This is a genomic window from Bacillus sp. EB106-07-01-XG149 (genome assembly GCF_058791555.1).
Window position 1 is genome coordinate 1,016,167 of the sequence record NZ_JBYTDP010000001.1, and the last position, 23,633, is coordinate 1,039,799.

A 23,633-nucleotide genomic window follows, 5' to 3' on the forward strand; every position below is an offset into this window, starting at 1 on the left:
CATATTTTAAATTTTCTTTAACAAAAATATATTACTTTGACAGTTTTTTAACCGTCTAGTAAACGTGTTATTCCACTTAACAATTCCAAACACTCTAAACTTATAATTCTTTGAAAAGTGACAAACAAAAAAGCCCTATCCATAATGGCAAAGGACTAATATTTTTTATCCTACTCAAAAATAAAAAGAGAAATGGCATCCCATTTCTCTTTTTCACTCTTATTGTTCTTTTGGTGTATCTGAAGAAGGCAATTTCTTCGCTTGTTTTTCTTTAAAGATTTCTCCAATTGCCCCGAGAGTACCAAGTGTTTCAATTGCATTAGACGGAATAAAGACTTTATTTGCTGGACCTTTTGCAACCTCAATCAATGATTCAAATGATTTATAAGCAAGTACGCGTTCATCTAAATCTGCTGCACGAAGTAATTCAATTCGATTTTGTTCTGCTTTTGCAATTTCCTCAATCGCTCTTGCTTCCCCTTGCGCTTCTAGTTCTTTTGCTTCCTTTATACCTTCAGCTTCTCGAATACGTGCTTCTTTATCACCTTCAGCCATTAAGATTTTACTTTGCTTTTCACCTTCAGCACGAAGAACTTTATCTTGTTTTGCAGCTTCAGCTTCTAAAATAATCGCACGTTTATTACGTTCTGCTTTCATTTGTTTTTCCATCGATGCTTGCACATCTTTTGGCGGATTAATATCAACAACTTCAACACGCTCAATGCGAACGCCCCATTTTTCTGTTGCTTCATCAAGTGCTAAGCGAATTTCTGTTGAAATTTTTTCACGACCAGATAGCGTTTCATCCAGTTCCATTTTACCGATAATTTGGCGCATCGTTGCAGAAGTAATATTACGAACACCATATTCATAGTTCGAAATACCATATGTCGCAAGTTCTGGTTCTACAATTTGATAGAAAATAATTGTATCAATCTCTACTTGTACATTATCTTTCGTAATTACCTTCTGCGGTGGTACATTCGTTTGTTGAATACGTAAGTCATGATATACACGAACGCGGTCTACAATTGGTATTAATAAATTTAATCCCGGCTCCATAATACGCTGAAACTTACCAAATCTTTCAACGACTCCAACTTTTTGCTGTGGAATAATTTTAATTGTTAATGCGATAAATGTAACAACAATTAGTGCGAAAATAATCGTTAATGTTAATGCTACTGCCATATTTATTCACTCTCCTTTTTTACTTGTAATATAGTACTATGCCTCTTTATAACAATAACTTTTTCTCCAGCATCAATTGGATCATCTGCAATAGCTGTCCAAATATCTCCATCCACCTTCACAATACCATTCGCTTCTTTTGTAATCGCTTGCATAACAATGCCTTTTTTACCGACAAGCATATCTACTGTATCAGTAAAACCTTTTGCTTCTCGAAAGTTTTTTGAAATTCTTTTCGTAAAGAAAGTCAATGTTAAACTTACAATTGCACCAGCAACAACTTGTAACAGTAGTGCTTCAGGAGCAAACAAAGCAATTAGACCTCCGACAACAGCTCCAATTCCAAGCCAAAGCATATAAAACGTAATCGACAACATTTCCGCAATAAATAAAATACCAGCTATTATAAACCAAATCACCCAAGCAGCCATATGCAACCCTCACTTTCTTTCTCATTTTCTATATGTATATGAAGAAAAGAATGGTTTATCCGCCCTTTCTTATACCAGGGCATTTACTACAAGCTATTGTACATATTCACTGTTATAAAAAGTATTAATAAAATACTATATTAATATATTCTTCATTATACATGAAAATCCCTTTCAAAAAGCGACAAAAAAATGAAATTCTTTCGAAAATTTAATTTTCAATTTATAATTATTTTAACTACTAAAATATTATTTTTTAGGAAGGTGGTGTGCTTGTTGCAAAACCGTTCACTAATTTACTATTTAGGCTCTAAAATATGCATTACTCTCGCTGACATCGTATACATCATGATTATTACAACTCATATGTATATCACAACGAAATCAGCTACATTAACCGCTCTTTTTCCATTAGTACAAGTCATAACTAATCTTATAGCAAATACATCTGCACCACTTATAATGAATCGTTTTTCATCTTATTCATTACTTTTCACACTACAATGGACAAAAACTGCTCTATTATTTTTATTAATGATATTATTCCCATCCCTGTCCACAAATATTGTAGCACTATTCATTTTCATTTTTTTCATTTCATTATGTAGCGGTTGGAGCGCGCCATTATTATACGGTATCCTTCCTCGCCTTACACGAAAAGAACAATTAGTAAAAGTAAATAGTATTTTTTCCTTTTCCACACAAATTGCGCAAGCCGCTGCTTATTCATTTACAAGTGTCATCGTTCTTCATATCGGTGCTACTTCTACACTCATGATGAATAACATTTTGATGATTTTTGGATGTGTTGCACTACACCTTTCATTACGTTCCCTACATACTGAACGAGTAATAGAGCCTTCTTCTTCAAAAGGCGCTGCTTTATTGGAAGGTTGGAAACTCTTATTTCAATACCCTTCTCTCCGTATCGTTACATGTATGGACTTAATTGAAACTTTCGCAGGGACAATATGGATCGGTGCTATTACAATGGCTTATGTAACGACTGTTCTTCATAAAGGAGAAGAATGGTGGGGATATATTAATACAAGTTATTATGTAGGGACGTTAATTGGCGGGATATTAGCATGGAAAATGAGTACATACATTCAAAACAATTTAATACGCTCCATGGCGATAGGCTCTCTTATGTTTAGTATTCTTACATTTTTATATGGTATGACAAGTAGCGGGTTTATTGCGCTTTTTCTATGCGTTCTAATGGGGCCATGTTATCAAATTAGAGATATTTCTCAAACGACAGTACTACAATCTAGTGTAGCCCCTACTTTATTATCAAAAATGTATACAGCTCATGGTGCAATCCTCTCGACAGCTTCTGGTCTTTCTATGCTTAGCGTTGGAATTATTACCGACCTGTTCGGTGTTCGTACTATTTATATTCTCGCTTCTTTCCTTATATTGTGCTCTGTTTGTTTATCATTTAACTTATTAAAATATGATAAAACAGAGCAAAAAGATATTTCACTTTAATTAACAAAATAAATAGGACAGGAATTCCTGTCCTATTTATTTTATTCATGATAAGTTAGGGATTTTCCGATGCTTTGTCGCTTGTTCAAAAGCGTATGCTAGTTTAATCAAGGTCCCCTCAGAAAAAGCAGTGCTTGCAAGAGTAATTCCAAACGGTCTCCCGTTATCCATATATCCCGCCGGTATTGCTATAGACGGATAACCTGCTTTCGCACATATAGTGGAGCCTATATAAGAAGGGAACAGAATCGCATCAAGATTGTATTTTTCCAGTGCAAAATCAATGCCTTGTTCTTGAGAAAAATATATATCTTCTAATCTTGCATTTAAATATTCTGGATTTCTTAACGTATTAGGAACATCTTTTCTTCTCTCCAACTTAGTTTGTCCATATTTCAAAGCTCTTTCTGCTATATTTTCATTAAACTCCATTAACTCTGAAATAGAATGCACTGGAATAGTAGAAGGTAATTTTGAAAGATAGTTATCTAAACTATGCTTTAATTCATAGAGCGATACACCCCAGCTCCATTCTCTATGAAAAGACGGAATATTAATATCCTCTACTACTGTCGCACCCCCACTACGCAACACTTCAATCGTTTCCTTAAACAATTTTTCATCATACTCACCAGTTTCATAATAATCTTTAGGTGCATTGCTAAATACACCAATCTTTGCGCCATTTAAGCCATTAACATCAAGATATTTTGTATAATCCTGCTCTGCCATACCTTCACTTTTATGAGTAGCTACATCCTTCTCATCTACCCCAGTTAAACTCCCTAGCAAAATAGAAGCATCTGTTACCGTTCTAGCAAATGGTCCCGCTGTATCCTGTGAATAAGTAAGCGGAATAATTCCCCTACGACTAATTAGACCAACAGTCGGTTTAATACCGACTACAGAGTTTTGAACAGCTGGACTCAATATAGAACCATCTGTTTCCGTTCCAACAGATACTACTGTAAAATTAGCAGCAACTGCTATCGCAGATCCTGTACTTGAGCCTCCAACAAACATATCATCCTCACCTGTACCATAAGGGTTTATTGTTTGTCCACCTCTTGCACTATATCCAGCCCACATATCAAAAGACATTCCATTTGCTAATTCTGTCATATTTGTTTTTCCTATTATCACTGCTCCTGCTTCTCGCAGCTTTGTTACGAGAAATGCATCTTCAATACTTATATTTTGTTCTAGAGCAATCGTACCTGCACTTGTATGCATAGAGTCGTTCGTTTCAATATTGTCTTTAAGTAAAACAGGTATACCGTGTAGTGGACCTCTTACACCTTTTGTTTTTCTTTCATGATCTAGCGCTTCTGCAATAAAGATAGCGTCTGGGTTGATTTCTAAAATAGAATTGATTTTTGGTCCGTCTTGATCATACTTTGCGATTCTATGAAGGTAATACATAACTAATTCTTTTGAAGTTAATTGCCCAGCTGCCATTGCTTTTTGTATATCATGAATTGTTAATTCTTTTTGTAACAGTGTATTGAACTGAACCTCCATCATCATTCTCCTTCTATAAAGCCTTTTATTGATTACATGTACCTATTAGTTTTTCATTTTCTCCACTCCTCACATATACAATTACAATCCCTTTAAAAGAATTCAACTTACCAATATAAAAACCTTTTATTTCCTGAAAAATAAAAAAAGTCTGAAACGAATGAACTTCCGCTTCAGACCCTTTTATTACTTTACATATACTTCATCTAACAAATGTAAAAACTCACCTTGTTTCCCAGCTAATGCAGGGCATTTTGCAATATCAATCCATTCGTAGCAAAATACTAAACCTTCATCTTCCTCACCGGCACTTACAGTATGTTCCCAATTATCCTTTACATCTGTTGGTAACGTTACGTGGAAAAAATGGCGTTTTTGATATTCCTTTTTCTCCTTTACATGTATGATGTAGTCGGCTAGGAATCGTTCTATGCATAAATGACGTAATCCAGACTCTTCTTGTACTTCACGTAACACTGCTGTTTCTAACGTTTCCCCTTCGTCAACTGTTCCCCCTGGTACTTGTATACCAGCTTCAGGTATATCACGATGTTTAAAAACAAGCAGTTGCATAACTCCTTCTTTTTCTCTTGTTACATACACGTGTACCTTTTTCTTATATAACACCGTCATAACCCTTCTCTCCCCTCAATTGTTCACTCTGTTACTTCTTCAAGTGTCAGTTGATTTTCATATAAATATGTAGCTTGTGGATTTCCCACATACCTCACGTGCCATGGTTCAAATCGATAGCCCGTAAGCGATTCTTTCTCTTTTGTATATCGAATGACAAAACCAAATTTATGGGCATTTTCAGAAAGCCACTGCCCTTCTTTCGTTTCACCAAAAATTGTCTCTAACTGAAACTTAGCAGATTGCGATGTAATATCCATAGCTAGTCCAGTTTGATGTTCACTCGTTCCAGGAACTGCACTCGACATTGCTGTTTTTGCTTCTCCATCTTGTTTTTTATACATCGTATTTAATGCTTTTTGTCGATCAAAAGATCTAAATCCAGAGACTGCAAAAAGGAAAATACGCTCCTTATCAGCTTGCTGAAACATTTCCTCAAGTGCCCCTGCTGCCTCTTTCCTCATTTTTTTCTTTTCTTGATCACCTTCACTTGAGTAACGTACTTTCGGAATAACTAAATCTGGCGGTCTATACCCATCTGGCAAACGCCTACTTTTATTCACAAGCACAAGTATCGAATTCGGATTACTAATGACCGCAATATCACCATCCATATTCGCAATCGTTTCTTTCGCTTTCGGAAATATGTTATTTACATTTACCTCGCGCGCCTGCTTATCCTTATACATTTTATAATTGATTCCTGCTACTCCAACAATGAGTATCATCGCTACGATACCAAGTAGTGTCCATCTTTTTTTCATATAACGACCTCTTATTTTAATAATTTGGCCATTTCATACTCATCGATGTTCTCTCCATCGATAATAAGAGCAGCTCTTTTGACACCTTCTTTCTCAAATCCAGCTTTTTTATATAGTGCCTGAGCTCTTGTATTGTGGGCCATTACCGTTAATTCTAAACGCCATACATCATGTAATCTTGCCCACTTCTCAGCATCTTTAAACAATCTCGTCCCGATACCTCGCCCGCTATACTCTTGCAAAATACCAATTACAATACTTGCTACATGTCTCTTTCTTTGAATATTATTTCCATTCACTAAAATAAACCCTACTATACTTTCTTCTTCAACTGCTACGAATATTGTTGCATATTCATTTTCTATAAAGCGATGAATCATTTGTTCTTGTTGCTCGGTTGTAAATTTTCTTTCTCCTGGTTCATATAGCATAAATTTCGTTTCTTCATCTAGTTGCTTACTTAATTGCAAAAATGGTGCTGCATCTTCTATTTTGATCTCCCTAATCACTTCTATCACCCTACCAGTTTTATAATAAAAAGTTTTCCTTGTAAAAAGATTTTCTCTACTTTCCCGAAAATCCCTTTGTAAATCTCCCAGTATAATTTGACAAATTTCGATATTAATATAACAACGACAAATTATGTCTATTCTGTGACGTCTCATCATGACAAAAAACGCAAGCATTACACTCACGTTTTTTCAGACTCTCCCACAAATTTATGTTTCATTTTATCCATTCACCTTTTCTGCCTGCCAGAAATATTCACCAAATGCTTTAGCAAGGGCATCAATCGATCGATTTAGTTCTTCCTCCGTATTATCTACGCCACCAACTTCAATTAATATCGCTTGCCCTGACAAGTCTTGATTGTAGACACCATTTCCTGTTTGGAATCCTTTTTGAATGACACCACGACTCACTCCTGGATACTTCTTGCTAATCGTCTCATGTAAAGCCGTTGCTAATTGTAAGTTCTTTTCATAATTTTTATTGCCTTTCCCTATTACGAAAGCAAGCTTTGCATATGATTTATCTCCAATTGCTTTTGTCGTAACATTCTTCCGAGCACTATCACGATGTAAATCAAAGAAGTACTGCAGTTCTTTATTGCCGGTCATTGCTTCTTGTACAATTTCCCGCGACATTTTGTAAGAACTATTACTATTTAACCCTTTACTAATCAACTTTTGGCCGACATCAGTCTTGTCGTTAGCAGCTCCAATCCCTTCACTTTCTAATTGTTCACGAAATCGTTCGCCGACTATTGAAATATTCGTGACAGAACTGGTCGCTTTATTCGGATTTGGATCGTTTGCTAAATTTAGTAACGGCAAATAAGATTCCCAGCTATGCGAATGATAAATAAACGCAACTTGTCTTTTTCCTGTCGTTTGAGCCGGTTGCTTTTTCTCTTTGTTCGTATCTGGCTTTTGAGCCTGTCCACCTTCACCAGTCCGTTCTTTTACCACTTCTTCAAGTGGAACGCTCGACTCTATCGGTAAGTTAGAATAATTTGTCCCTTCACCCGCAATTACAATTTCTGTATCGTACTTACCAAAACCAGGTAGCTCTTTGCCGACAAAACTGCGTACATCATTAAAACGAATATTCGTAGCCATCGAAAAGAGAAAAGAAGAAATCGAAAAATCTTGATTTAAATTTCGATACTCCTGTGTAAAATAATGATTCTCTTTCCCAAGTACGTACATGTAACCATTCATCGATAACTCATTTAACCAATTATATAAATACGTTGACTTTGTCTCTTTCATAGAAGTTACCATCATACTAATAAGAAAAAAAGTCGCAAGTACTGTAGCAATAATAAGTAAAATTAACTTACGTACACTTGTGAATTTCACATAAAAAAAGCCTCGATTCATACTATCACCCTCTCTATTCCAAGTTATGTACAAGCTCTAGAGAATAGACCGTCTAAATTCCGGCTATATTGTTAATGAGGTGAAATGAATTGAAGCTACTAATTGGAACATTACCCTTTGTACTATCATTTATTTTTTATTGGCTTGCTAAGCATCCTACAATCCGTGTTGCTTTACATATTTCAGCTTACTTAGCACTTTATGTACTCGGTACAATTATTTCTATTAATATATATGACGTTTTAATACAAGATTTAGTTTTTATGACAAGCATTCATGGAATTTTACTAAATCCATTTTTTCTTATATCAGGAGCGTATGTAGGGATATACACCTTGCACTTAATCTTGTCTTACATTATTACGAAAATAAAAAATGGAGCGTAATGAAATGCAACCACCATTCATCTGTCATACATGCAAAAAAAGAATTGCGCGAAAGAAAGATCTTATTACTGCCACATCGTACTTCCGCTTTTATTTATTTCACAGTGATTGCTTTAAGCGACAGCAAGTGTTCATCTCACGATTTATCCCCGTAAATACGCTTTTTAATTTCTTTCTTATTATATATGGACTTATTTTTGGTAGCATGCTTATGATTACAGAACCATCTATTATTTGGGTGATTTTCTTATTTCCCATTTTATATCGGTTTCTTTCCTATTGTTATGTTGAACGTTTTTTCTCTACATAACGTGCAGACTGTCCTCTAGGAATACTTAAACATTCCCACTCGTTTTCTTTTAACATTTTACCGATGTAAATAATTTGTCCTATATGCAAAGCATAATGAGAAATTTGTCTTTCTATTGCTTGCATGACAGTATGTGCTTCACCACGAATATATACCGTCTGTAATAAATCTTCTGGCGTTAGCACATGCATCGTTTTCAAAACATATTCCCATCCTTCATTCCATGATTTGAGTACCTCTTCCTTAGAAGAATAACCAGCTTCAAATTCAGCATCTCGGTTACGATCTATTTTTTCACCATCAGACGTTAAAAAGTCCGTCCATCTAGAACGCATATTACCATGCAGATGCTTTATAATAACCGCTATACTATTTGTTGCTTCATGAGAAGACCATTCGATTTGTTCATATGATAATTGAGAAAGCACCCGTTCCCCTTGTTTCTTTGTTGCTTTAAAATTCGAAATCGCACATTGTAAATATTCTCGTCCAATATCCATGTTCCCCCGCCTTTACACTAACTAATTTTCGTTCCATTTGGTAATTCCATATTAGGCTGTAGTAATACGACATCACCATCTTCAGGTACTCCTCCAAGAACAAGCACTTCTGATTTAAATCCAGCTACACGTTTTGGCGGAAAATTTACAACAGCAACGATTTGCTGACCGATTAAATCTTCTGGGGTATATCTCTTCGTAATTTGAGCACTCGACTGCTTAATTCCAAGCTCTCCAAAATCAATTTCTAGTTTAATTGCTGGAACTCTAGCTTTTTTAAATTCCTCTGCATGTGTTACAGTTCCAATTCTTACATCCAAAGTTAAAAAATCTTCAAAATTAGCCAATTTATCATTCCTCCCAATTATTACTTAGACAAAACACAAAAATTCCCTTTTAAAAAAAGAAAGGCGCCTAAGCACCTTTCTTTTGTAGTTCACTTGATTCATTTGATTTATAGAAGAAGAAACCGAGGATCCCGCCAATACATGATGGGATTAACCATCCTATTCCTTCATTATATAATGGTAACATTTGTAGTACGTTAGAAATCGCGTCAATTTTAATATTCGCACTTTCTAAACCGTTAAAGAAACTAATTAACAATGCGCCTAAAATAGCCCCAATATAAATGGTATTACGCTTCCCTATCCATTTATGGAAGTAAGAAAGTACAATTAATACGATTGCAACTGGATAAATGATCATTAACACTGGTAAAGTGACTGCAATTAATTGTGTTAAACCTAGGTTAGATACAATTAAACTAAACACACATACCATCGTTACAATCGCTTTATGCGAAAGTTTTGGGAATATGTTTGTAAAGAAACCAGCACAAGCTGATGTTAATCCAACAGAAGTTGTTAAACAAGCAAGTATAATAACAAGTCCTAATAAAATTTTACCACTTGTTCCATATAACTCATTTACAACATTCGTTAAAATAAGTCCACCATTCTCCGAGACACCAAGTGATGTACTCGTTGAACCAAGATAAGCAAGTGATAAATAGATTAACGTTAAACCAAGTACAGCAATAATACCTGATACTACTGTTATTTTTGCAACTTCACTACTCTCTTTTATCCCTTTAGAGCGGATAACTTGTACAACGACAATTCCAAAGACAAGTGCACTAATTGCATCCATCGTTAAATATCCTTGAATAAATCCACCAAAGAAAGCATTTTCTTTGTATGCCGCTAGCGGTGCAGCTGGTTCTCCAATCGGATCAATAATTGCCTTTCCGACAATAACAGCAACAATCAATACTAACAATGGTGTAAGAAATTTCCCGAACCAATCCACTAATTTAGATGGATTTAATGATAAATACCACGTTATTCCGAAGAAAATTATAGTGAAAAGAAATAGCATGTACCACTCTGAAACCAATGCCTCTGATAGAAATGGCTTCATACCCATTTCAAATGAAACAGCTCCCGTACGCGGAATCGCGAAAAATGGTCCAATCGCTAAATAACTAATCAATGGGAAAATAAACGCAAATACAGGGTGAACTCTAGAAGATAGCGCTTTCAAGTCCCCCTCTACAAACGCGACAGCTGTTACAGCTAATAGGGGTAATCCGACTCCCGTTACTAGGAATCCAATTGTAGCAATCCAAACATTCTCTCCAGCTTGTTGCCCTAAAACTGGTGGGAAAATTAAATTTCCTGCTCCTAAAAATAGTGCAAATAACATTAAACCAATTGCTACCGTATCACCTGGCCTTAAACGTCCCTTCATACTTTTCATTTGCATAGCACTTTTTCATTGTTTTTCTCTATTTTCACAATATGCTATGCATCCTCCTCTCTGCTCAAGATGATAAAATATGCCCCTTACAAAGCAGTGTCTTTCTCCATAATTTCTCCATTCCCCTTATTCTTACTCTAACTATTAATTTTTGATTTTTTTGAATTTTTAACTCATTAGAGTGGTATTGCGTGGAGTATAGTTGTCAGACCTCTTTGTTTTTATCACACATATAGTAACATATTTAGTTGAAAAATAAAAACATATTTTCAAATTGATTTTTTTGAAAATCAAAATTATCTACATTTTTCATTCTTTCACACAAATATTGTTACAATCTCAACTTTTATCCTATCGTTATTTTCAAATAATTTTATACACGTAACATAGTAAAAGCCATCCAACATAATTAGATGGCTTTTGTATGTTACTCTATCGTTTCAACTTCACGTGGATTTTTCATCTCTTCCACATACACAACTCTAAATCCATGATCTTCTAAATCTTTCAATAACGTCTCTAATTCACCATCGTTAAACTCTTCTCCTAATGTAAACATAATTCTACGAACTAATAAGGCATCATTATCAAAAGTCATTAAACTTTGGATACCTGTATATTTTTTTAATACTGTCGATAATTTTTGAATGGCCCCATTATAATCTTGTGTCCCAATCATGACAGAATATTTACTAGAATGAACGCCCCAAGCATCTTCTAATAACTCGAAAACCTTTTTATGCGTTAAAATTCCAAGAAAGACTCCATTTTCATCAACTACTGATAAATAAGGTAATTTTTTTATTGTAAAAAACACTTTAAAGAACGAAGAATCTTCTCTAACATAACCTTCTTTATCGTTTAATAATTGTACTACACTCTCTTCAAGCGAACCTTTATATTCTAAAATATCTACTTTGTATACATTCCCTAAATATTTCTCTTTTTTTTCATCTAAAACTGGTACACAACGATACCCAGTTTTATTTAAATGCTCCAGTGCTTCCCCTATCGTAATTGAACTTGAGCAAAATAAAACTTCCCTTTTCGGCACATAATTCCCTTTAATCCTCATAAACAGCCTCCTTATGTTAAAATACTTTCTGTGCCATAACTATATTATATTTTCAGAAAAAAATAAATGATTTATTTTACTTTTCTGAAAATTATTCATTTTCTTGTCATAATTTATTCACGTTTCATTCACTTATATCCCCTACAATACTAAATTTCTTTAAGAAAAATATATTGTAACTTACGCCAAAAAAAGCTAAAATAAGAATAAGAATTTTCTGAATATTCTAAGAGTAGGTGATTACATGTCTTTATTGCGCTCACATATATGTAAATTTATCGTTGGTGTTCTCATTATATTTATCATTAGTCCTATTCCTGCATTATTCATTACACATAAATACTCATACATAACTGGCTTTATAAGCATTTTTCATAACTTCGCACAACTTTCTTCTATGACAATTCCAAAGATTGATTGGATGCACGAATCTATCTTTTTCTCAGCAAATCAAATGGTTAACACTTCTAATCATTCAACACCGTTATTCCCTTACATATGGGAAATATATTTTTTATCGATTGTTCGTTTTACCTTTACTCTTGCAATCGGATTCTTTATCAGCTTAGGGATCGGCCATTTATTTTTTAAAGCACCTCAATCGGTTAAGAAGTTCACTTCTTTATTAAAATGGATACCGTACTCTTTTTGTACTGTATTATTACAATGCTCAGTCTTATTACTACTCCTATACATCACAAAATTGATAAAGCTTCCTTACTACTCATCTTTTATCATCGTTTGTAGTACTTCCATGATTATCGTTATGCAAGCAATAAAAAAGTGGGTTCCTTTCTTAAGTAACACAAATGAATATGAAATAAAACAATCTTCTTTCCTTGTAGATACATTGTTTTTAGCGCTTACTTCGAATCACAAATCTATTCTAGGTTCCATTATTCTTTCATTCGTTATTATGGAATGCGTTTTTCATGCAAGCGGACTATTGCAATTTATCGTTCAATTCGGCGGAAATGCCCCTGTTATTGTTACAATTAGCTTATTACTTTTGTATATCCCATATTGCATACTCTCTTTCCTTCAAACACTATGGACGACAAATCACGTTAAACAACAATCATACGCTTTAACGAGAAGTATTCCAAAACCTTAATTTGAAATAACCCTCTATAATCTGAAAGTAGGGGGTTATTCCTTTTGTATAGCGGACAAAATAACAGCAAATTCAAAAACAATTGCAGAAACATACCAATATTTACCCTTTTTCTTTGACTATTCTTTTCGTTTGGATTTATTATAAAAGTATAACATAATCGCAGGAGGTGACATCTTTATTCCAAACTACGGAATAGAGAACACACTTGGACATATTAAATATTTTTCTCATCTTTGTACTCATCCTTATTTCCGGCTTTTTCGTTGCATCAGAATTCGCTGTTGTAAAAGTACGAAAAAGTCGCATTGACCAACTTGCAAATGAAGGCAATAAACAAGCTTTAGCTGCAAGAAGTGTCCTATCTAATTTAGATGTTTATTTATCAGCTTGTCAGCTCGGGATTACGATTACTTCTTTAGGGCTTGGTTGGCTCGGTGAACCGACTGTGGAACATTTACTACGACCGCTCTTTGAAAAGATTAATATTACTGGAACAATGGCGAATACTTTATCCTTTATTATTGCTTTTAGTGTTATTACATTTTTCCATGTTGTATTAGGTGAATTAGTTCCAAAGTCTTTCGCCATTCAAAAAGCAGAAGCAATCACACTTAAGTTTGCACGACCACTTATTTTATTTGATAAAATTATGTATCCATTCATTTGGCTACTTAATAGTACGGCAATCTTTTTCACAAAACTACTCGGTTTAGAGCCTGCGAAAGAAAATGAACTTGCCCATTCTGAAGAGGAACTACGACTCATTTTAGGTGAAAGTTTCAAAAGCGGCGAAATAAACCAAACCGAATATAAATATGTAAATAATATTTTTGAATTTGACGACCGGGTCGCGAAAGAAATTATGGTCCCTCGTACAGAAATGATTTGCTTATCTACAGAAAATACGTTAGAAGAGAATATGGATATCGTCGCAACTGAAAAGTATACACGCTATCCGATCATCGAAAAAGATAAAGATGATATTATCGGTATGATCAATACGAAAGAAATATTTCACGATCAAACGAAAAACATTCATAAACCACTTGAATCTTACATACATCCAGTACTAACTGTATTTGAAACTGTTCCAATTCGCAAAACATTAGTACATCTACAAAAGAATCGCGTTCAGATGGCAATCGTTATGGATGAATATGGTGGTACTGCTGGACTTTTAACAATGGAAGATATTCTTGAAGAAATCATTGGAGAAATTCAAGATGAGTTTGATGCGGATGAATCACCTATGATTGAAAAACGTACGCCGAAGCTTACTGTTTTAGATGGGAAGGTGCTCATTTCTGAAGTAAATGATATGTTTGGCCTGCATATTGATGATAGCGATTTAGATACAATTGGAGGCTGGCTCCTCTCTCAAGCAGTTGATTTAAATATTGAAGCTGGTTATTCCATTGAATTTGCCGGTTTTCAATTTAAAGCACTAGAACTTGATGGACATCAAGTGAAAAAAATTGCGGTGCATAAATTAGACACGAAGAAGGAGTTATAAAGTGACAGTATTATTAACAATCTGTATCATTGCCTGTTTCATTGTTTCATTTCTCGCCTTTATTTATCCTATCATTCCAGGCATCCTTGCTGTCTGGGCTGGATATTTAATTTACCATTTTGGTATAAATGGCGGAGAACTAACAACTTCCTTTTGGATTATTCAAGTCATTTTCACACTATTTATTTTCATTGCTGATTTTATTGCAAATGGATATTTCTTAAAGAAATACGGGAGTTCTAAATGGGGAGAGCGTGTCGGTATGATTTCTATCATTGTCGGATCTTTCTTCTTCCCACCATTCGGTTTAATTATCATACCGTTCTTATCGGTATTTATTACAGAACTAATGCATAAAAAAGCGCCAAAAGACGCCTTTCTAGTAGGAGTTGCTACTGTAGTTGGTTTTTTAAGCAGTACAGTAGCGAAAGCTATTCTCCAAATCATTATGATTCTCATATTTGTATGTTATATCATCTTTTAATCATCCCAATTTCGGGATGGTTTTTTTAATATGAAATACCTACTCGACTATTCTTATATTTGTTTTCACTACACAGATTCCACGTAAATTGCGCTGTATCACCAACTGTTATTTTCGCTCCCCCTTCTGGTAATACATCTTTTTCAGTTCGATACACTCCTGTCACATCACCGTCTATTAAATGCGTCGGACAAACGACCGTCCAACATAAATTACTACTACTAAGTATCTTATATGCAGCTAAATGATCTTCTGCTGCTGTTGTCATTTTCCTTTTTGATTCAGCTGATTGAAAACGATATAAATTTAGATTTGTTCTTGCTTGTAAAATACCAGCTGTTCCTATTGTAATGATCTTATGAACCCCTACTTCTTCCATTTTCTTTATAATATGTGGCATACTCTTTGCCAATGTCCCATTTTGATCCGTTCCAAGTGCACTAATTACTATATCGCTTCCTTCTATCACTTTCTTTATATCATTTTCATTCCATACATTACCTTCTATAACTCGTAACCTTTCATGATTTATTTCTATTCTATTTAAATCACGCGCTAATGCAGTCACTTCAGCTGCATCCTTTAATGCTAATTTTATTATATTTGAACCTACTCGACCAGTTGCTCCCAATATACATACTTTCATTTGTTTTCCCCCTTTTTCATTCTTTCTCTATTTTTCAATAATTTTAATCAATTTTCAACAAAAAAGCTTCCTCATATATAAGAGGAAGCTCTATTATTATTTTACCCCGCTTTAACGGGCAGTAAGACCCCACCTCAAAATTCAGTAAAAACAAAGAAGTTAGATGGGGATCAACTGCCCGTAAAAGCCCGATTGGTTCAACTAATAATCAGTGGGGGATGCCCCCACTGATTAAAGTTTCACTTTATTTCTTTTCTTTAGAATCTGTAGATTTCTCAGTTCCACTTGTTTCTTTATCCTTTTTGTCCTCTTGTTGTGTTGTTGTATCGTCTTCTTTCTTCTTGTCCTCACCTTTACTACAACCTACCATTAATAAAGAACTTGCAAGTGCCATAGCAGTTAATGATTTAACCCATTTGTTCATTTGCGTTTCCTCCTTTAGATAGAATATGTACAACCCCCATATTACTCTCTATTTTTAAAGGAAAGATTGAAAAATAGTAAATAAACGGTAAATATTTGTAAATTTTCTGATAATAAATACAGACACCTATTCTTTTTTTCTCCATGAAAAGTAAAAAAACTAAGGCGCCTATCTTTCCGCCTTAGTTTCTTATGCAAACTCCTCATTTTCATATACATGTTTAATCTTATACTCTTTCTTCACAACATATTGCCATACACTATAGGCATAACGATTCATTTTCAGGAAGCAATTTTCTAAAAACGAGCGGAATTCTGGATTCGCAACTTCAACTGCTACTTGAGCGAACTTTAGTGCTAACCGTTTTAAATGCGAAATATAACAAGTTGCAATATGGACATCCCCTGTATATTTACTATCAGTCTCCTTTTCCATTTCATGAAAATGAGATGAAATTGGTTCACAAGTTATATGCTGTACATTCTCTCCTTCTTGAAAATTCACTTGTTCATTATACGCTTGCAACATATATGGTAAATGATGCTGTAATAGCTCCTTTAATTCTTCGTCTCTTACCTTTCCTGTATACTCCCCAACCTTATAAATAAGCATATAACTATACCTCATTAATTCTTTCATACAATCCATGAAAATGCCTCCCTTCTCTTTTGTCTATATGTTATAAATATGATGCTATAACATTTGCTATTCTTGCTAAAAACCAATTCCACTTACTAATTTTCTCAAAGTCTTCTTCTGAAAATCTTTTTGATTTATGAAAGTCTTCTTTTAATCGGCTCCATACGTCAGCAACAACTGTTGTATCATATATGATACAGTTAGACTCACAATTTAAATAAAAACTTCTATTATCAAAATTCGCTGTACCTATATCAACAATTTCTCCATCAATGATTGTTACTTTCCCGTGAAAAAAACCATTCCGATATTGATAGATCTCTGCTCCAGCATGGTTCATCTCTCTCAAATACGGATAGGCAGCTTGTTTTAACAATACTGCGTCGCTTTTAAATGGTACGAGAATTTTCACATTGACACCTCGGTTTAATGCACCTTTTAACTCTTTCATCATTTCTTTACTTGGTACAAAATATGGCGTAGCAATAATTAAAGACTTTTTAGCCTGCTTTAAAAGCGCTCCATATTTTTCCCATAACCCTTTTCCATTTGAAAATAAATATTGATATTTTACATGTCCAATTGCAGGTATACTTTTATGTACAGGCATTTTTTCTCCCGTATCTTCTTTCCAGTCAGCAGCAAATTTTCTTTCCATATCCGTGGCACCATTCCCGTTGACTCGCACATGATAATCACGCCACGGGCCAAATTTCGGATCTTGTCCAAGGTACTCCTTTCCAATATTAAAGCCGCCGATATATGATACTTTTCCGTCAATCGTAACAATGCGTCTATGGTTTCGTTGATGCAACGAATAGAATAAATGTTTCAATTTAGGTTTTTTACTAAACGTAAACTGGACACCATTGCTGTTTAGTTGACGAATTATCTTTTTCTTCAGCTTATATCCACCTATTCGATCAACTGACAATTTCACTTCTACTCCACTCGATGCCTTTTTCTCGAGTAACTGCAAAAATTCTTTGCTTATTTCATCTTTACCTACAATATAAAAATGGATATATATGTATTTTTCTGCATTACGTATATCCTCAAATAATTTCGTATATAACTCTTCACCGTTCGTATATAGTTGAAATTCACCTAATCGAACTTGTCCTAATTCATATTCACTAGCCATTTTTTTCCCCATTTCCACATCGATGTTCATCCATATGAATACACCTATTAAACAAAGGATTACAACGAAAAAGTGTTTCATGGATATTTTCCTTCCTCCACTTACTGTTATTTCTATATCTTCCCTTTTTTAATACAATATCATTCAAGAAAATATGTCATTACATGATATATGTCCATATCAAACGATAGCTCATTTGCATATTGTATGTTGTATCTTAAAATAAAAGGAGGAAATAACAATGGGCTTCGCACATGGTAATGGATTCGCGCTATTAGTCGTATTATTTATCCTCTTAATCATCGTCGGTGCTGCTTGCTTCTGCTAAGTAGTTATCGTCATATGATATGTGGATGAAAAAACTATAAAAGCGGACACCTATTTTTAGGTGTCCGCTTTTCATATGAAAAATATTTCCGTTTGTTATTGTACCTTTAACGACTACATATTCAACTCAAAAAGTTAATAATGTAGCTACTTTCTTACTCTCCGCCTTACGTATATGGCGTTGTTCTGCACGTAACACTGCAATGCGATGTAATTCTTTCTCTTCTTCTGTTTCAGGGATAACTCGCGGCACAGGAACCGGATTATTTTCCTTACTAAGCGCAACAAAAGTAACAAATGACGTTGCTGCTATACGTTTCTCACCTGAAATTAAATCTTCTGCTACTACCTTCACAAATACTTCCATAGAAGTTCTACCCGTCCAAATTACAAAAGATTCATAACTAACACAATCTGAAGAGCGAACAGGATGTAAGAAATCTACCCAATCCATAGATGCTGTGACACATTCTTTTCTTGCATGTCTCGTTGCTGAAATAGAAGCAACCATATCCATCTCGGCTAATATCTTCCCACCAAATAGCGTATTATGATCGTTCAAATCTGTTGGAAATACTCGGCTCGTTTTAAACACTCTAGACTCATTCGCTGTTTTCCCTTTTACTTCAGTCATTGTTATCACCTCTTTGATTATTTAACCCGCTATTTGCAGACATTAAGACTCCCACCACAAAATTCGGCTGGAGCAAAGAAGTTCGGTAAGAGTTCTATTTCCTATTAACACTAGAACGGCATGAGCTTACTATCACTACACGTTTAATATTAACAACATTCAGAACTCTTAGTCCACAAAAAAGAACCGATGTTATCAATCGGCTCCTCTAAATACATATTGTTCTTTTGGCGGTTCAACCTTATTCCATTTCGTTACTTCTAATACAGGGATATTCGCATGGAATGGCTGATAAAATTCCGTTGATATTTCTCCTTCAACTTGAATCCAATCATCATTTTTCCATTCTACACCTTCTGGTTTTTTCACTAACATACCATATACACCAGAATCCGCTACACAATGTATAATCCCGAAACGGAATAAGAAATATTGTTCTTTTTGAGAAGAGTCATCTTTGAAAACAAACCCTTTAAAAGATAATTTTTTCCCAGTAAACTCGCCAGGATAATTATAAATTGTTTCCATTCCTTTTAGAAAATCTTCATCTTTTAAAGTAATACTATCTTTCGTAACAAACTCTTTTTTCCCCTTTTCCATTACACCACGGTATCCTTCTTTCCCGTAATAAATGCTCGTATCAGGTCTTAGAAATTGCCTTGTCATAAATGGATCTGTACTTTCTGCTTGCGCAACAGGAAAATGAAATCCTTTCGCCTTAACGATATCTGAATCTAACGTTGCAATCGGGAAAAACAATCCTGAGACAATCGGAAAACAAAACAATGAGTACGAAAATGCTTTTTTCCACCATGTATTCTCATCTTTTGAATGATCATGCCCGCAATGGCTATGATCACAACTACAATCTTGTTTTTCTTGTTCTTTCTGATGTTCTTTTTGGAATACGATAATAATTTGAACGACCGTTAAAAAACCTAAAATAATAGCTGCTGTTGTTGATAAATAAGCATACTTCATATTGATATACTTCGTAATATTACCGGAAATATGAAGCTGCGCGATTAAGATTGTAAAACCTAACAATATATATGCTCGAAACATAACCTACCACCCCATCGCATAAATGAGTAGTGAGCTTGCATAAACAACAAGTGTAACTGTAACTGTAACGACAATTACAAATTTCGTTTTAAACGTTGCAAGCATCATAAACATATTTTTAATATCCACCATCGGTCCATATACGAGGAACGCGACAAGTGACGCTGTTGAAAATGTACTTTGGAATGACGAAGCAATAAACGCATCCGCTTCTGAACAAAGTGATAATATGTAAGCTAGTCCCATCATAACAGCTGGTGAAGAGAACGGCCCTTGTCCTATAGCAAGAAGTGTTGAAGTTTGTACGAACGTTTGAACTGCCGCTGCAATTAACGCACCTAATACTAAATATTTTCCCATCGAGAAAAATTCCTCAACAGCATGCGTACATACATCCCACATTTTTTTACGTAATGGACGCTTATGATTCACTTCTGGGAAGTGATCATCTCGTAATTGATGTTCTTTAAACATAAATGATAATATAATTCCAACGATAATTGCTACGATAATCGCTACAATAGAACGATACCATACCATGTGCATACTACTTCCAAAGGCAACGTATGTTGCAAATAATACGACTGGATTAATGATTGGTCCAGTTAACATAAATGCAATCCCGGCATATGGCGGAACCCCTTTTCCGATTAATCGCCTTACAATCGGAACGATTCCACATTCACAGCCCGGAAACATCATCCCTAAAAAAGTAGCCATTAAAACAGACAGAAATCGATTTTTCGGCATCCATTTTGCTACCATATCTTCTGTTACAAACATTTGAATGAATCCTGAAATAAATACACCAATGAGCACAAAAGGAAGTGCTTCGATCAATATGGAGATAAAAATTGTATTCATTTGCAGGAATGCTTTCGGTAATTGAAACAATTCCATGATGTATTTCCTCCAACTTTTCATTAACAATATGTAATTTTAACCTCATTTTATGAATTGGACAAGACTTATACGGAATTCACCCCTTTCATATACATTACATTTTATAAGTTATATTCTATTCAAAATTTAGGATTTCATAGCAAAAAAGCTGCTCTAGCGCAGTTACACAACTATGCTAGAGCAGCTTTCTTCTCATTAAAAGTAACGTTTCTTCCAAAAAACAAATGCTAATGTGAAAGATAGTGTTACACATATTATGAGTACAATTACAAAACCATGTGCTTCCCCTTCAAACGGTACCTTTACGTTCATTCCAAAGAAACTAGAAACCATCGTTGGTAACGATAAAATGATTGTAATAGACGTTAACAGTTTCATAACACTATTTAAATTATTTGATATAACGGAGCTAAAAGTATTCATCATTCCACTTAAAATGTGACTATATATTTCCGCCATTTCAATAGCCTGTTTATTTTCAATTAATACATCTTCTAATAAATCTTGATCGTCTTCATACATTTTTAAAAATGTACTATTACGCATTAATTTTTGAATTACAATTTTATTCGCCTTTAATGATGTTGTAAAGTAAACTAAACTTTTTTCAAGGCCTAGCAATGTGAAAATCTCTTTATTTTTCATCGACTTATTTAATTGATGCTCTAAATCGATTGTTTTTCTGTTAATTTGCTTTAAGTATCTTAAATAATAAGTAGAAATCGTATATAAGAGCTGAAGTGCAAAGCGTGTCTTTTTAAACGTATAAAATTCTTTAATACGTTGATTAATAAAGCGTTCAAAAATTGGGTTTTCTTCTAAACAAATTGTCACAAAGCAATCTGGCATTACAATCATACCTATTGGAATCGTGTCATAAATCGAATTTCCTTCTTCATCATGTCTAACTGTTGGAATATCCACGATTATTAAAGTATTATTGTCTTCCTTTTCAATACGAGAGCGTTCTTCATCATCTAAAGGGTCTTTAATGAAATCTAAGTCTACATTTAAAGTTTGTACTAGATATTGAATTTCTTCTTCCGTTGGATGAAGTACATTAATCCAGCAACCCTTTTGCATTTCCTCAACCTCTTGTAGTTTTCCGTTTCGGTCTGTTAAATAAATATTTAACATACTATCACCCCGATTCTTTTTACATGTAGGAATCTACCTCTCTTACATAACAGTTTTTGAACCGCCATTCTCAGCATATGAAACATACGTTTAAATTTCAATAGAAAAATTATTTTGAAAACGTTTTTATAAGAAAAATATTCTAAACAAAGAAAAAGACAGAGTGCTCTCTGCCTTAAAAAGCTTATGTTGCCTTTATAACATATTTAGAAAGCATCCACAAGTTAAAGCCAACTGAAATCGTATAACCAGCGTATGTTGAAATAATAAAACTTACATAATCGAAATAAGGAAGCAATACGATATTTAAAACTATCTTCACAATAATACCAATTACTAATCCTAGCACTGTTTTCTGTTGTTGATTAATTCCTTGTAACATCGCAGCTGTAACTGTAAAAAGCGAAAATAGTATACAGGCAGGAGCATAATACTGTAAAATAACTCTCCCCATCTCCGGATCATTTCCGGCACCAAATAAAAGAGTATATACTGGTTTTGCTAACAACATCATTCCAATTGCCGCTGGTACCGTAATTGCTACTACTAATACATTCGTCCTCGTAAAATGTTTGTACAGTAACTTCACATTCCCTGCTGTATAGGCTTTTGTCATCTCAGGTACGAGAGACATACTAAAAGCAGTCGCAACGGAAACCGGGATAAGTACAACCATCTGGACAAGACCAATTATTGCATTAATCTTCTCCGCTTCTCCTTGCATATACCCTATTTGTATAAGTAGTTTATTAATTGTAAATGTATCAATCGTCTGATACAACGGAATTGCTAAACCAACCACAACAAACGGTATTGAATATGTAAAGAGCTCCTTATACAGCGAGAAGAAAGATTTCGTTGTTTGCGGTATACTTGCCATCTCTTTTTTCTTTAAGTGCTTTCTCCTCCTTATGTAATACGCACTTAAAACTGTTAATCCACCTATCGCTCCCATAAAAGCACCGAACGTTGAAATACCAACCGCTAGCGAGATAGAAGCTTTTAAAATATATAAAACGACAAAGCTTCCTATTAATATGGTTAAGACCCGAAAAAATTGCTCAACAACTACACTTAAAGCAGAAGGCCCCATCGATTGAAACCCTTGAAAGAAGCCCCTTAATAAACTCATTACTGGTACAAGTATTAACGCAAAACTTACAATTTGAATATTATTAGTAACCGCTGTTATACTATTCCCCGTTTGATCATTTCCATCGATTACAAGTTTAGCTAAATGTGGAGCTAATATATATAGCGCTAAACATGAGATGACTCCCATTATTAACATAAAAAAGATACCACTCTTAAGTACTCTCTTAACTGTATGATAATCATTCAGTTGATCATATTTTGATACCATTTTTGAAACTGCAAGTGGTAGTCCCATCGTCGCAATGCTGAGCATAATCGTATATGGGCGATAAGCATACGTGTATAAAACGTACCCACTCGTACCGACCATTGCTGTAAACGGTATAACATATATAAATCCTAACATTTTAGATATCATCGTTGCCATCGTTAAAAATATCGTTCCACGTATAAACGGTGACCCTTTCATCACATTCCTCCGCTACGCTTTATTATTACACATTATGGACAACTCCTTTTTTTTAGAACCGAAACAAATAAAAAAAGCCAATGA

General features: G+C 34.4%; 27 protein-coding genes. 7 read left to right on the forward strand and 20 right to left on the reverse strand.

The window, feature by feature from the left end:
• Positions 1–219 precede the first annotated feature (219 nt).
• Together AC3WTA_RS05165 and AC3WTA_RS05170 are read right to left on the reverse strand one after the other, a co-directional pair.
• Positions 220–1,191: an SPFH domain-containing protein gene (locus tag AC3WTA_RS05165; RefSeq protein WP_000257391.1), complete on the reverse strand. Its 972-nt coding sequence runs from the start codon at positions 1,189–1,191 to the stop codon at positions 220–222.
• Positions 1,192–1,193: 2 nt separating this feature from the next.
• Positions 1,194–1,622, reverse strand: a complete 429-nt coding sequence (locus AC3WTA_RS05170; RefSeq protein ID WP_000741980.1) for an NfeD family protein — start codon at positions 1,620–1,622, stop codon at positions 1,194–1,196.
• A 276-nt stretch (positions 1,623–1,898) separates the two neighbouring features.
• Here AC3WTA_RS05170 and AC3WTA_RS05175 point away from each other — a divergent pair, with 276 nt between their 5' ends.
• The gene (locus AC3WTA_RS05175; protein WP_001181388.1) at positions 1,899–3,116 is read left to right on the forward strand and encodes an MFS transporter; all 1,218 of its coding nucleotides are present in this window, start codon (positions 1,899–1,901) and stop codon (positions 3,114–3,116) included.
• Between the two features lie 45 nt (positions 3,117–3,161).
• Here the strand turns inward: AC3WTA_RS05175 and AC3WTA_RS05180 are convergent, their stop codons facing one another.
• From AC3WTA_RS05180 to spoIIP, 5 genes are all read right to left on the reverse strand, one after another.
• The gene (locus AC3WTA_RS05180; protein ID WP_000453672.1) at positions 3,162–4,637 is read right to left on the reverse strand and encodes an amidase family protein; all 1,476 of its coding nucleotides are present in this window, start codon (positions 4,635–4,637) and stop codon (positions 3,162–3,164) included.
• 186 nt (positions 4,638–4,823) lie between these two features.
• Positions 4,824–5,270, reverse strand: coding sequence for an NUDIX hydrolase (locus AC3WTA_RS05185; protein ID WP_000217590.1), 447 nt, complete (start codon positions 5,268–5,270; stop codon positions 4,824–4,826).
• Positions 5,271–5,293: 23 nt separating this feature from the next.
• Positions 5,294–6,034 carry a M15 family metallopeptidase gene (locus tag AC3WTA_RS05190; protein WP_000747719.1) on the reverse strand — a complete coding sequence of 247 codons (741 nt, stop codon included), beginning with the start codon at positions 6,032–6,034 and terminating at the stop codon, positions 5,294–5,296.
• Between the two features lie 11 nt (positions 6,035–6,045).
• On the reverse strand, positions 6,046–6,543 hold the full coding sequence (locus tag AC3WTA_RS05195) for a GNAT family N-acetyltransferase (protein WP_117616456.1): 498 nt from the start codon (positions 6,541–6,543) through the stop codon (positions 6,046–6,048).
• A gap of 222 nt (positions 6,544–6,765) precedes the next feature.
• On the reverse strand, positions 6,766–7,920 hold the full coding sequence (gene spoIIP, locus AC3WTA_RS05200) for a stage II sporulation protein SpoIIP (protein WP_001079285.1): 1,155 nt from the start codon (positions 7,918–7,920) through the stop codon (positions 6,766–6,768).
• Positions 7,921–8,009: 89 nt separating this feature from the next.
• Here spoIIP and AC3WTA_RS05205 point away from each other — a divergent pair, with 89 nt between their 5' ends.
• Together AC3WTA_RS05205 and AC3WTA_RS05210 are read left to right on the forward strand one after the other, a co-directional pair.
• On the forward strand, positions 8,010–8,306 hold the full coding sequence (locus tag AC3WTA_RS05205) for a hypothetical protein (protein ID WP_340983991.1): 297 nt from the start codon (positions 8,010–8,012) through the stop codon (positions 8,304–8,306).
• Positions 8,307–8,310: 4 nt separating this feature from the next.
• Positions 8,311–8,616 (forward strand): permease, encoded by a 306-nt coding sequence (locus tag AC3WTA_RS05210; RefSeq protein ID WP_116480642.1) that lies wholly within the window; start codon positions 8,311–8,313, stop codon positions 8,614–8,616.
• Here AC3WTA_RS05210 and AC3WTA_RS05215 read toward each other — a convergent pair.
• The 4 genes from AC3WTA_RS05215 to cbpA form a co-directional block, all read right to left on the reverse strand.
• Positions 8,589–9,116: a DUF1572 domain-containing protein gene (locus AC3WTA_RS05215; RefSeq protein WP_000351101.1), complete on the reverse strand. Its 528-nt coding sequence runs from the start codon at positions 9,114–9,116 to the stop codon at positions 8,589–8,591. The two genes, AC3WTA_RS05210 and AC3WTA_RS05215, sit on opposite strands and share 28 nt — an antisense overlap.
• Before the next feature lie 17 nt (positions 9,117–9,133).
• The gene (csaA, locus tag AC3WTA_RS05220; RefSeq protein ID WP_001263043.1) at positions 9,134–9,463 is read right to left on the reverse strand and encodes a chaperone CsaA; all 330 of its coding nucleotides are present in this window, start codon (positions 9,461–9,463) and stop codon (positions 9,134–9,136) included.
• A gap of 67 nt (positions 9,464–9,530) precedes the next feature.
• The gene (gene brnQ4 / locus AC3WTA_RS05225; protein ID WP_404487249.1) at positions 9,531–10,868 is read right to left on the reverse strand and encodes a branched-chain amino acid transport system II carrier protein BrnQ4; all 1,338 of its coding nucleotides are present in this window, start codon (positions 10,866–10,868) and stop codon (positions 9,531–9,533) included.
• A gap of 436 nt (positions 10,869–11,304) precedes the next feature.
• Positions 11,305–11,952, reverse strand: coding sequence for a cyclic di-AMP binding protein CbpA (cbpA, locus tag AC3WTA_RS05230; RefSeq protein WP_001220512.1), 648 nt, complete (start codon positions 11,950–11,952; stop codon positions 11,305–11,307).
• A 244-nt stretch (positions 11,953–12,196) separates the two neighbouring features.
• Between cbpA and AC3WTA_RS05235 the strand changes: the two genes are divergently transcribed.
• From AC3WTA_RS05235 to AC3WTA_RS05245, 3 genes are all read left to right on the forward strand, one after another.
• Positions 12,197–13,066, forward strand: a complete 870-nt coding sequence (locus tag AC3WTA_RS05235; RefSeq protein ID WP_000055288.1) for a hypothetical protein — start codon at positions 12,197–12,199, stop codon at positions 13,064–13,066.
• A gap of 208 nt (positions 13,067–13,274) precedes the next feature.
• Positions 13,275–14,582 carry a hemolysin family protein gene (locus AC3WTA_RS05240; RefSeq protein ID WP_000353741.1) on the forward strand — a complete coding sequence of 436 codons (1,308 nt, stop codon included), beginning with the start codon at positions 13,275–13,277 and terminating at the stop codon, positions 14,580–14,582.
• Position 14,583: 1 nt separating this feature from the next.
• Positions 14,584–15,066 (forward strand): DUF456 domain-containing protein, encoded by a 483-nt coding sequence (locus AC3WTA_RS05245; RefSeq protein ID WP_000217333.1) that lies wholly within the window; start codon positions 14,584–14,586, stop codon positions 15,064–15,066.
• 25 nt (positions 15,067–15,091) lie between these two features.
• Here the strand turns inward: AC3WTA_RS05245 and AC3WTA_RS05250 are convergent, their stop codons facing one another.
• The 4 genes from AC3WTA_RS05250 to cls all read right to left on the reverse strand — a co-directional run bounded on the left by AC3WTA_RS05250 (position 15,092) and on the right by cls (position 18,000).
• Positions 15,092–15,712, reverse strand: coding sequence for an NAD(P)-dependent oxidoreductase (locus AC3WTA_RS05250; protein WP_000861615.1), 621 nt, complete (start codon positions 15,710–15,712; stop codon positions 15,092–15,094).
• A gap of 244 nt (positions 15,713–15,956) precedes the next feature.
• Positions 15,957–16,136, reverse strand: coding sequence for a hypothetical protein (locus AC3WTA_RS05255; RefSeq protein WP_001045960.1), 180 nt, complete (start codon positions 16,134–16,136; stop codon positions 15,957–15,959).
• 189 nt (positions 16,137–16,325) lie between these two features.
• The gene (locus AC3WTA_RS05260; RefSeq protein ID WP_000340554.1) at positions 16,326–16,784 is read right to left on the reverse strand and encodes a spore coat protein; all 459 of its coding nucleotides are present in this window, start codon (positions 16,782–16,784) and stop codon (positions 16,326–16,328) included.
• 31 nt (positions 16,785–16,815) lie between these two features.
• The gene (cls, locus tag AC3WTA_RS05265) at positions 16,816–18,000 is read right to left on the reverse strand and encodes a cardiolipin synthase (protein WP_000680136.1); all 1,185 of its coding nucleotides are present in this window, start codon (positions 17,998–18,000) and stop codon (positions 16,816–16,818) included.
• Positions 18,001–18,160: 160 nt separating this feature from the next.
• Between cls and AC3WTA_RS05270 the strand changes: the two genes are divergently transcribed.
• A complete protein-coding gene (locus AC3WTA_RS05270; protein WP_000505094.1) occupies positions 18,161–18,247 on the forward strand; it encodes a YjcZ family sporulation protein in 87 nt (28 codons plus the stop codon).
• A 126-nt stretch (positions 18,248–18,373) separates the two neighbouring features.
• Here the strand turns inward: AC3WTA_RS05270 and AC3WTA_RS05275 are convergent, their stop codons facing one another.
• From AC3WTA_RS05275 to AC3WTA_RS05295, 5 genes are all read right to left on the reverse strand, one after another.
• Positions 18,374–18,880 (reverse strand): acyl-CoA thioesterase, encoded by a 507-nt coding sequence (locus tag AC3WTA_RS05275; RefSeq protein ID WP_000141167.1) that lies wholly within the window; start codon positions 18,878–18,880, stop codon positions 18,374–18,376.
• Positions 18,881–19,075: 195 nt separating this feature from the next.
• Positions 19,076–19,945: a TIGR03943 family putative permease subunit gene (locus AC3WTA_RS05280; RefSeq protein WP_000488062.1), complete on the reverse strand. Its 870-nt coding sequence runs from the start codon at positions 19,943–19,945 to the stop codon at positions 19,076–19,078.
• A gap of 3 nt (positions 19,946–19,948) precedes the next feature.
• On the reverse strand, positions 19,949–20,845 hold the full coding sequence (locus AC3WTA_RS05285) for a permease (protein ID WP_000418724.1): 897 nt from the start codon (positions 20,843–20,845) through the stop codon (positions 19,949–19,951).
• A 198-nt stretch (positions 20,846–21,043) separates the two neighbouring features.
• A complete protein-coding gene (locus AC3WTA_RS05290; protein WP_000932392.1) occupies positions 21,044–21,985 on the reverse strand; it encodes a magnesium transporter CorA family protein in 942 nt (313 codons plus the stop codon).
• A gap of 184 nt (positions 21,986–22,169) precedes the next feature.
• Positions 22,170–23,549, reverse strand: a complete 1,380-nt coding sequence (locus AC3WTA_RS05295; protein ID WP_002096686.1) for a putative polysaccharide biosynthesis protein — start codon at positions 23,547–23,549, stop codon at positions 22,170–22,172.
• Between the last annotated feature and the right edge of the window lie 84 nt (positions 23,550–23,633).

Bases quoted from the DNA above. Each gene is read 5' to 3' on its own strand.
- AC3WTA_RS05290 (WP_000932392.1), bottom strand. From the start codon at position 21,985: ATGTTAAATATTTATTTAACAGACCGAAACGGAAAACTACAAGAGGTT.
- AC3WTA_RS05170 (WP_000741980.1), bottom strand. From the start codon at position 1,622: ATGGCTGCTTGGGTGATTTGGTTTATAATAGCTGGTATTTTATTTATT.
- AC3WTA_RS05280 (WP_000488062.1), bottom strand. From the start codon at position 19,945: ATGTTTCGAGCATATATATTGTTAGGTTTTACAATCTTAATCGCGCAG.
- AC3WTA_RS05295 (WP_002096686.1), bottom strand. From the start codon at position 23,549: ATGAAAGGGTCACCGTTTATACGTGGAACGATATTTTTAACGATGGCA.
- cls (WP_000680136.1), bottom strand. From the start codon at position 18,000: ATGAAACACTTTTTCGTTGTAATCCTTTGTTTAATAGGTGTATTCATA.
- AC3WTA_RS05250 (WP_000861615.1), bottom strand. From the start codon at position 15,712: ATGAAAGTATGTATATTGGGAGCAACTGGTCGAGTAGGTTCAAATATA.
- AC3WTA_RS05165 (WP_000257391.1), bottom strand. From the start codon at position 1,191: ATGGCAGTAGCATTAACATTAACGATTATTTTCGCACTAATTGTTGTT.
- AC3WTA_RS05285 (WP_000418724.1), bottom strand. From the start codon at position 20,845: ATGGAATTGTTTCAATTACCGAAAGCATTCCTGCAAATGAATACAATT.
- AC3WTA_RS05215 (WP_000351101.1), bottom strand. From the start codon at position 9,116: ATGGATATTGGACGAGAATATTTACAATGTGCGATTTCGAATTTTAAA.
- AC3WTA_RS05180 (WP_000453672.1), bottom strand. From the start codon at position 4,637: ATGGAGGTTCAGTTCAATACACTGTTACAAAAAGAATTAACAATTCAT.
- cbpA (WP_001220512.1), bottom strand. From the start codon at position 11,952: ATGAGGATTAAAGGGAATTATGTGCCGAAAAGGGAAGTTTTATTTTGC.
- spoIIP (WP_001079285.1), bottom strand. From the start codon at position 7,920: ATGAATCGAGGCTTTTTTTATGTGAAATTCACAAGTGTACGTAAGTTA.
- AC3WTA_RS05260 (WP_000340554.1), bottom strand. From the start codon at position 16,784: ATGGATTGTATGAAAGAATTAATGAGGTATAGTTATATGCTTATTTAT.
- AC3WTA_RS05185 (WP_000217590.1), bottom strand. From the start codon at position 5,270: ATGACGGTGTTATATAAGAAAAAGGTACACGTGTATGTAACAAGAGAA.
- AC3WTA_RS05270 (WP_000505094.1), top strand. From the start codon at position 18,161: ATGGGCTTCGCACATGGTAATGGATTCGCGCTATTAGTCGTATTATTT.
- brnQ4 (WP_404487249.1), bottom strand. From the start codon at position 10,868: ATGAAGGGACGTTTAAGGCCAGGTGATACGGTAGCAATTGGTTTAATG.
- AC3WTA_RS05235 (WP_000055288.1), top strand. From the start codon at position 12,197: ATGTCTTTATTGCGCTCACATATATGTAAATTTATCGTTGGTGTTCTC.
- AC3WTA_RS05210 (WP_116480642.1), top strand. From the start codon at position 8,311: ATGCAACCACCATTCATCTGTCATACATGCAAAAAAAGAATTGCGCGA.
- AC3WTA_RS05190 (WP_000747719.1), bottom strand. From the start codon at position 6,034: ATGAAAAAAAGATGGACACTACTTGGTATCGTAGCGATGATACTCATT.
- AC3WTA_RS05275 (WP_000141167.1), bottom strand. From the start codon at position 18,880: ATGACTGAAGTAAAAGGGAAAACAGCGAATGAGTCTAGAGTGTTTAAA.
- AC3WTA_RS05255 (WP_001045960.1), bottom strand. From the start codon at position 16,136: ATGAACAAATGGGTTAAATCATTAACTGCTATGGCACTTGCAAGTTCT.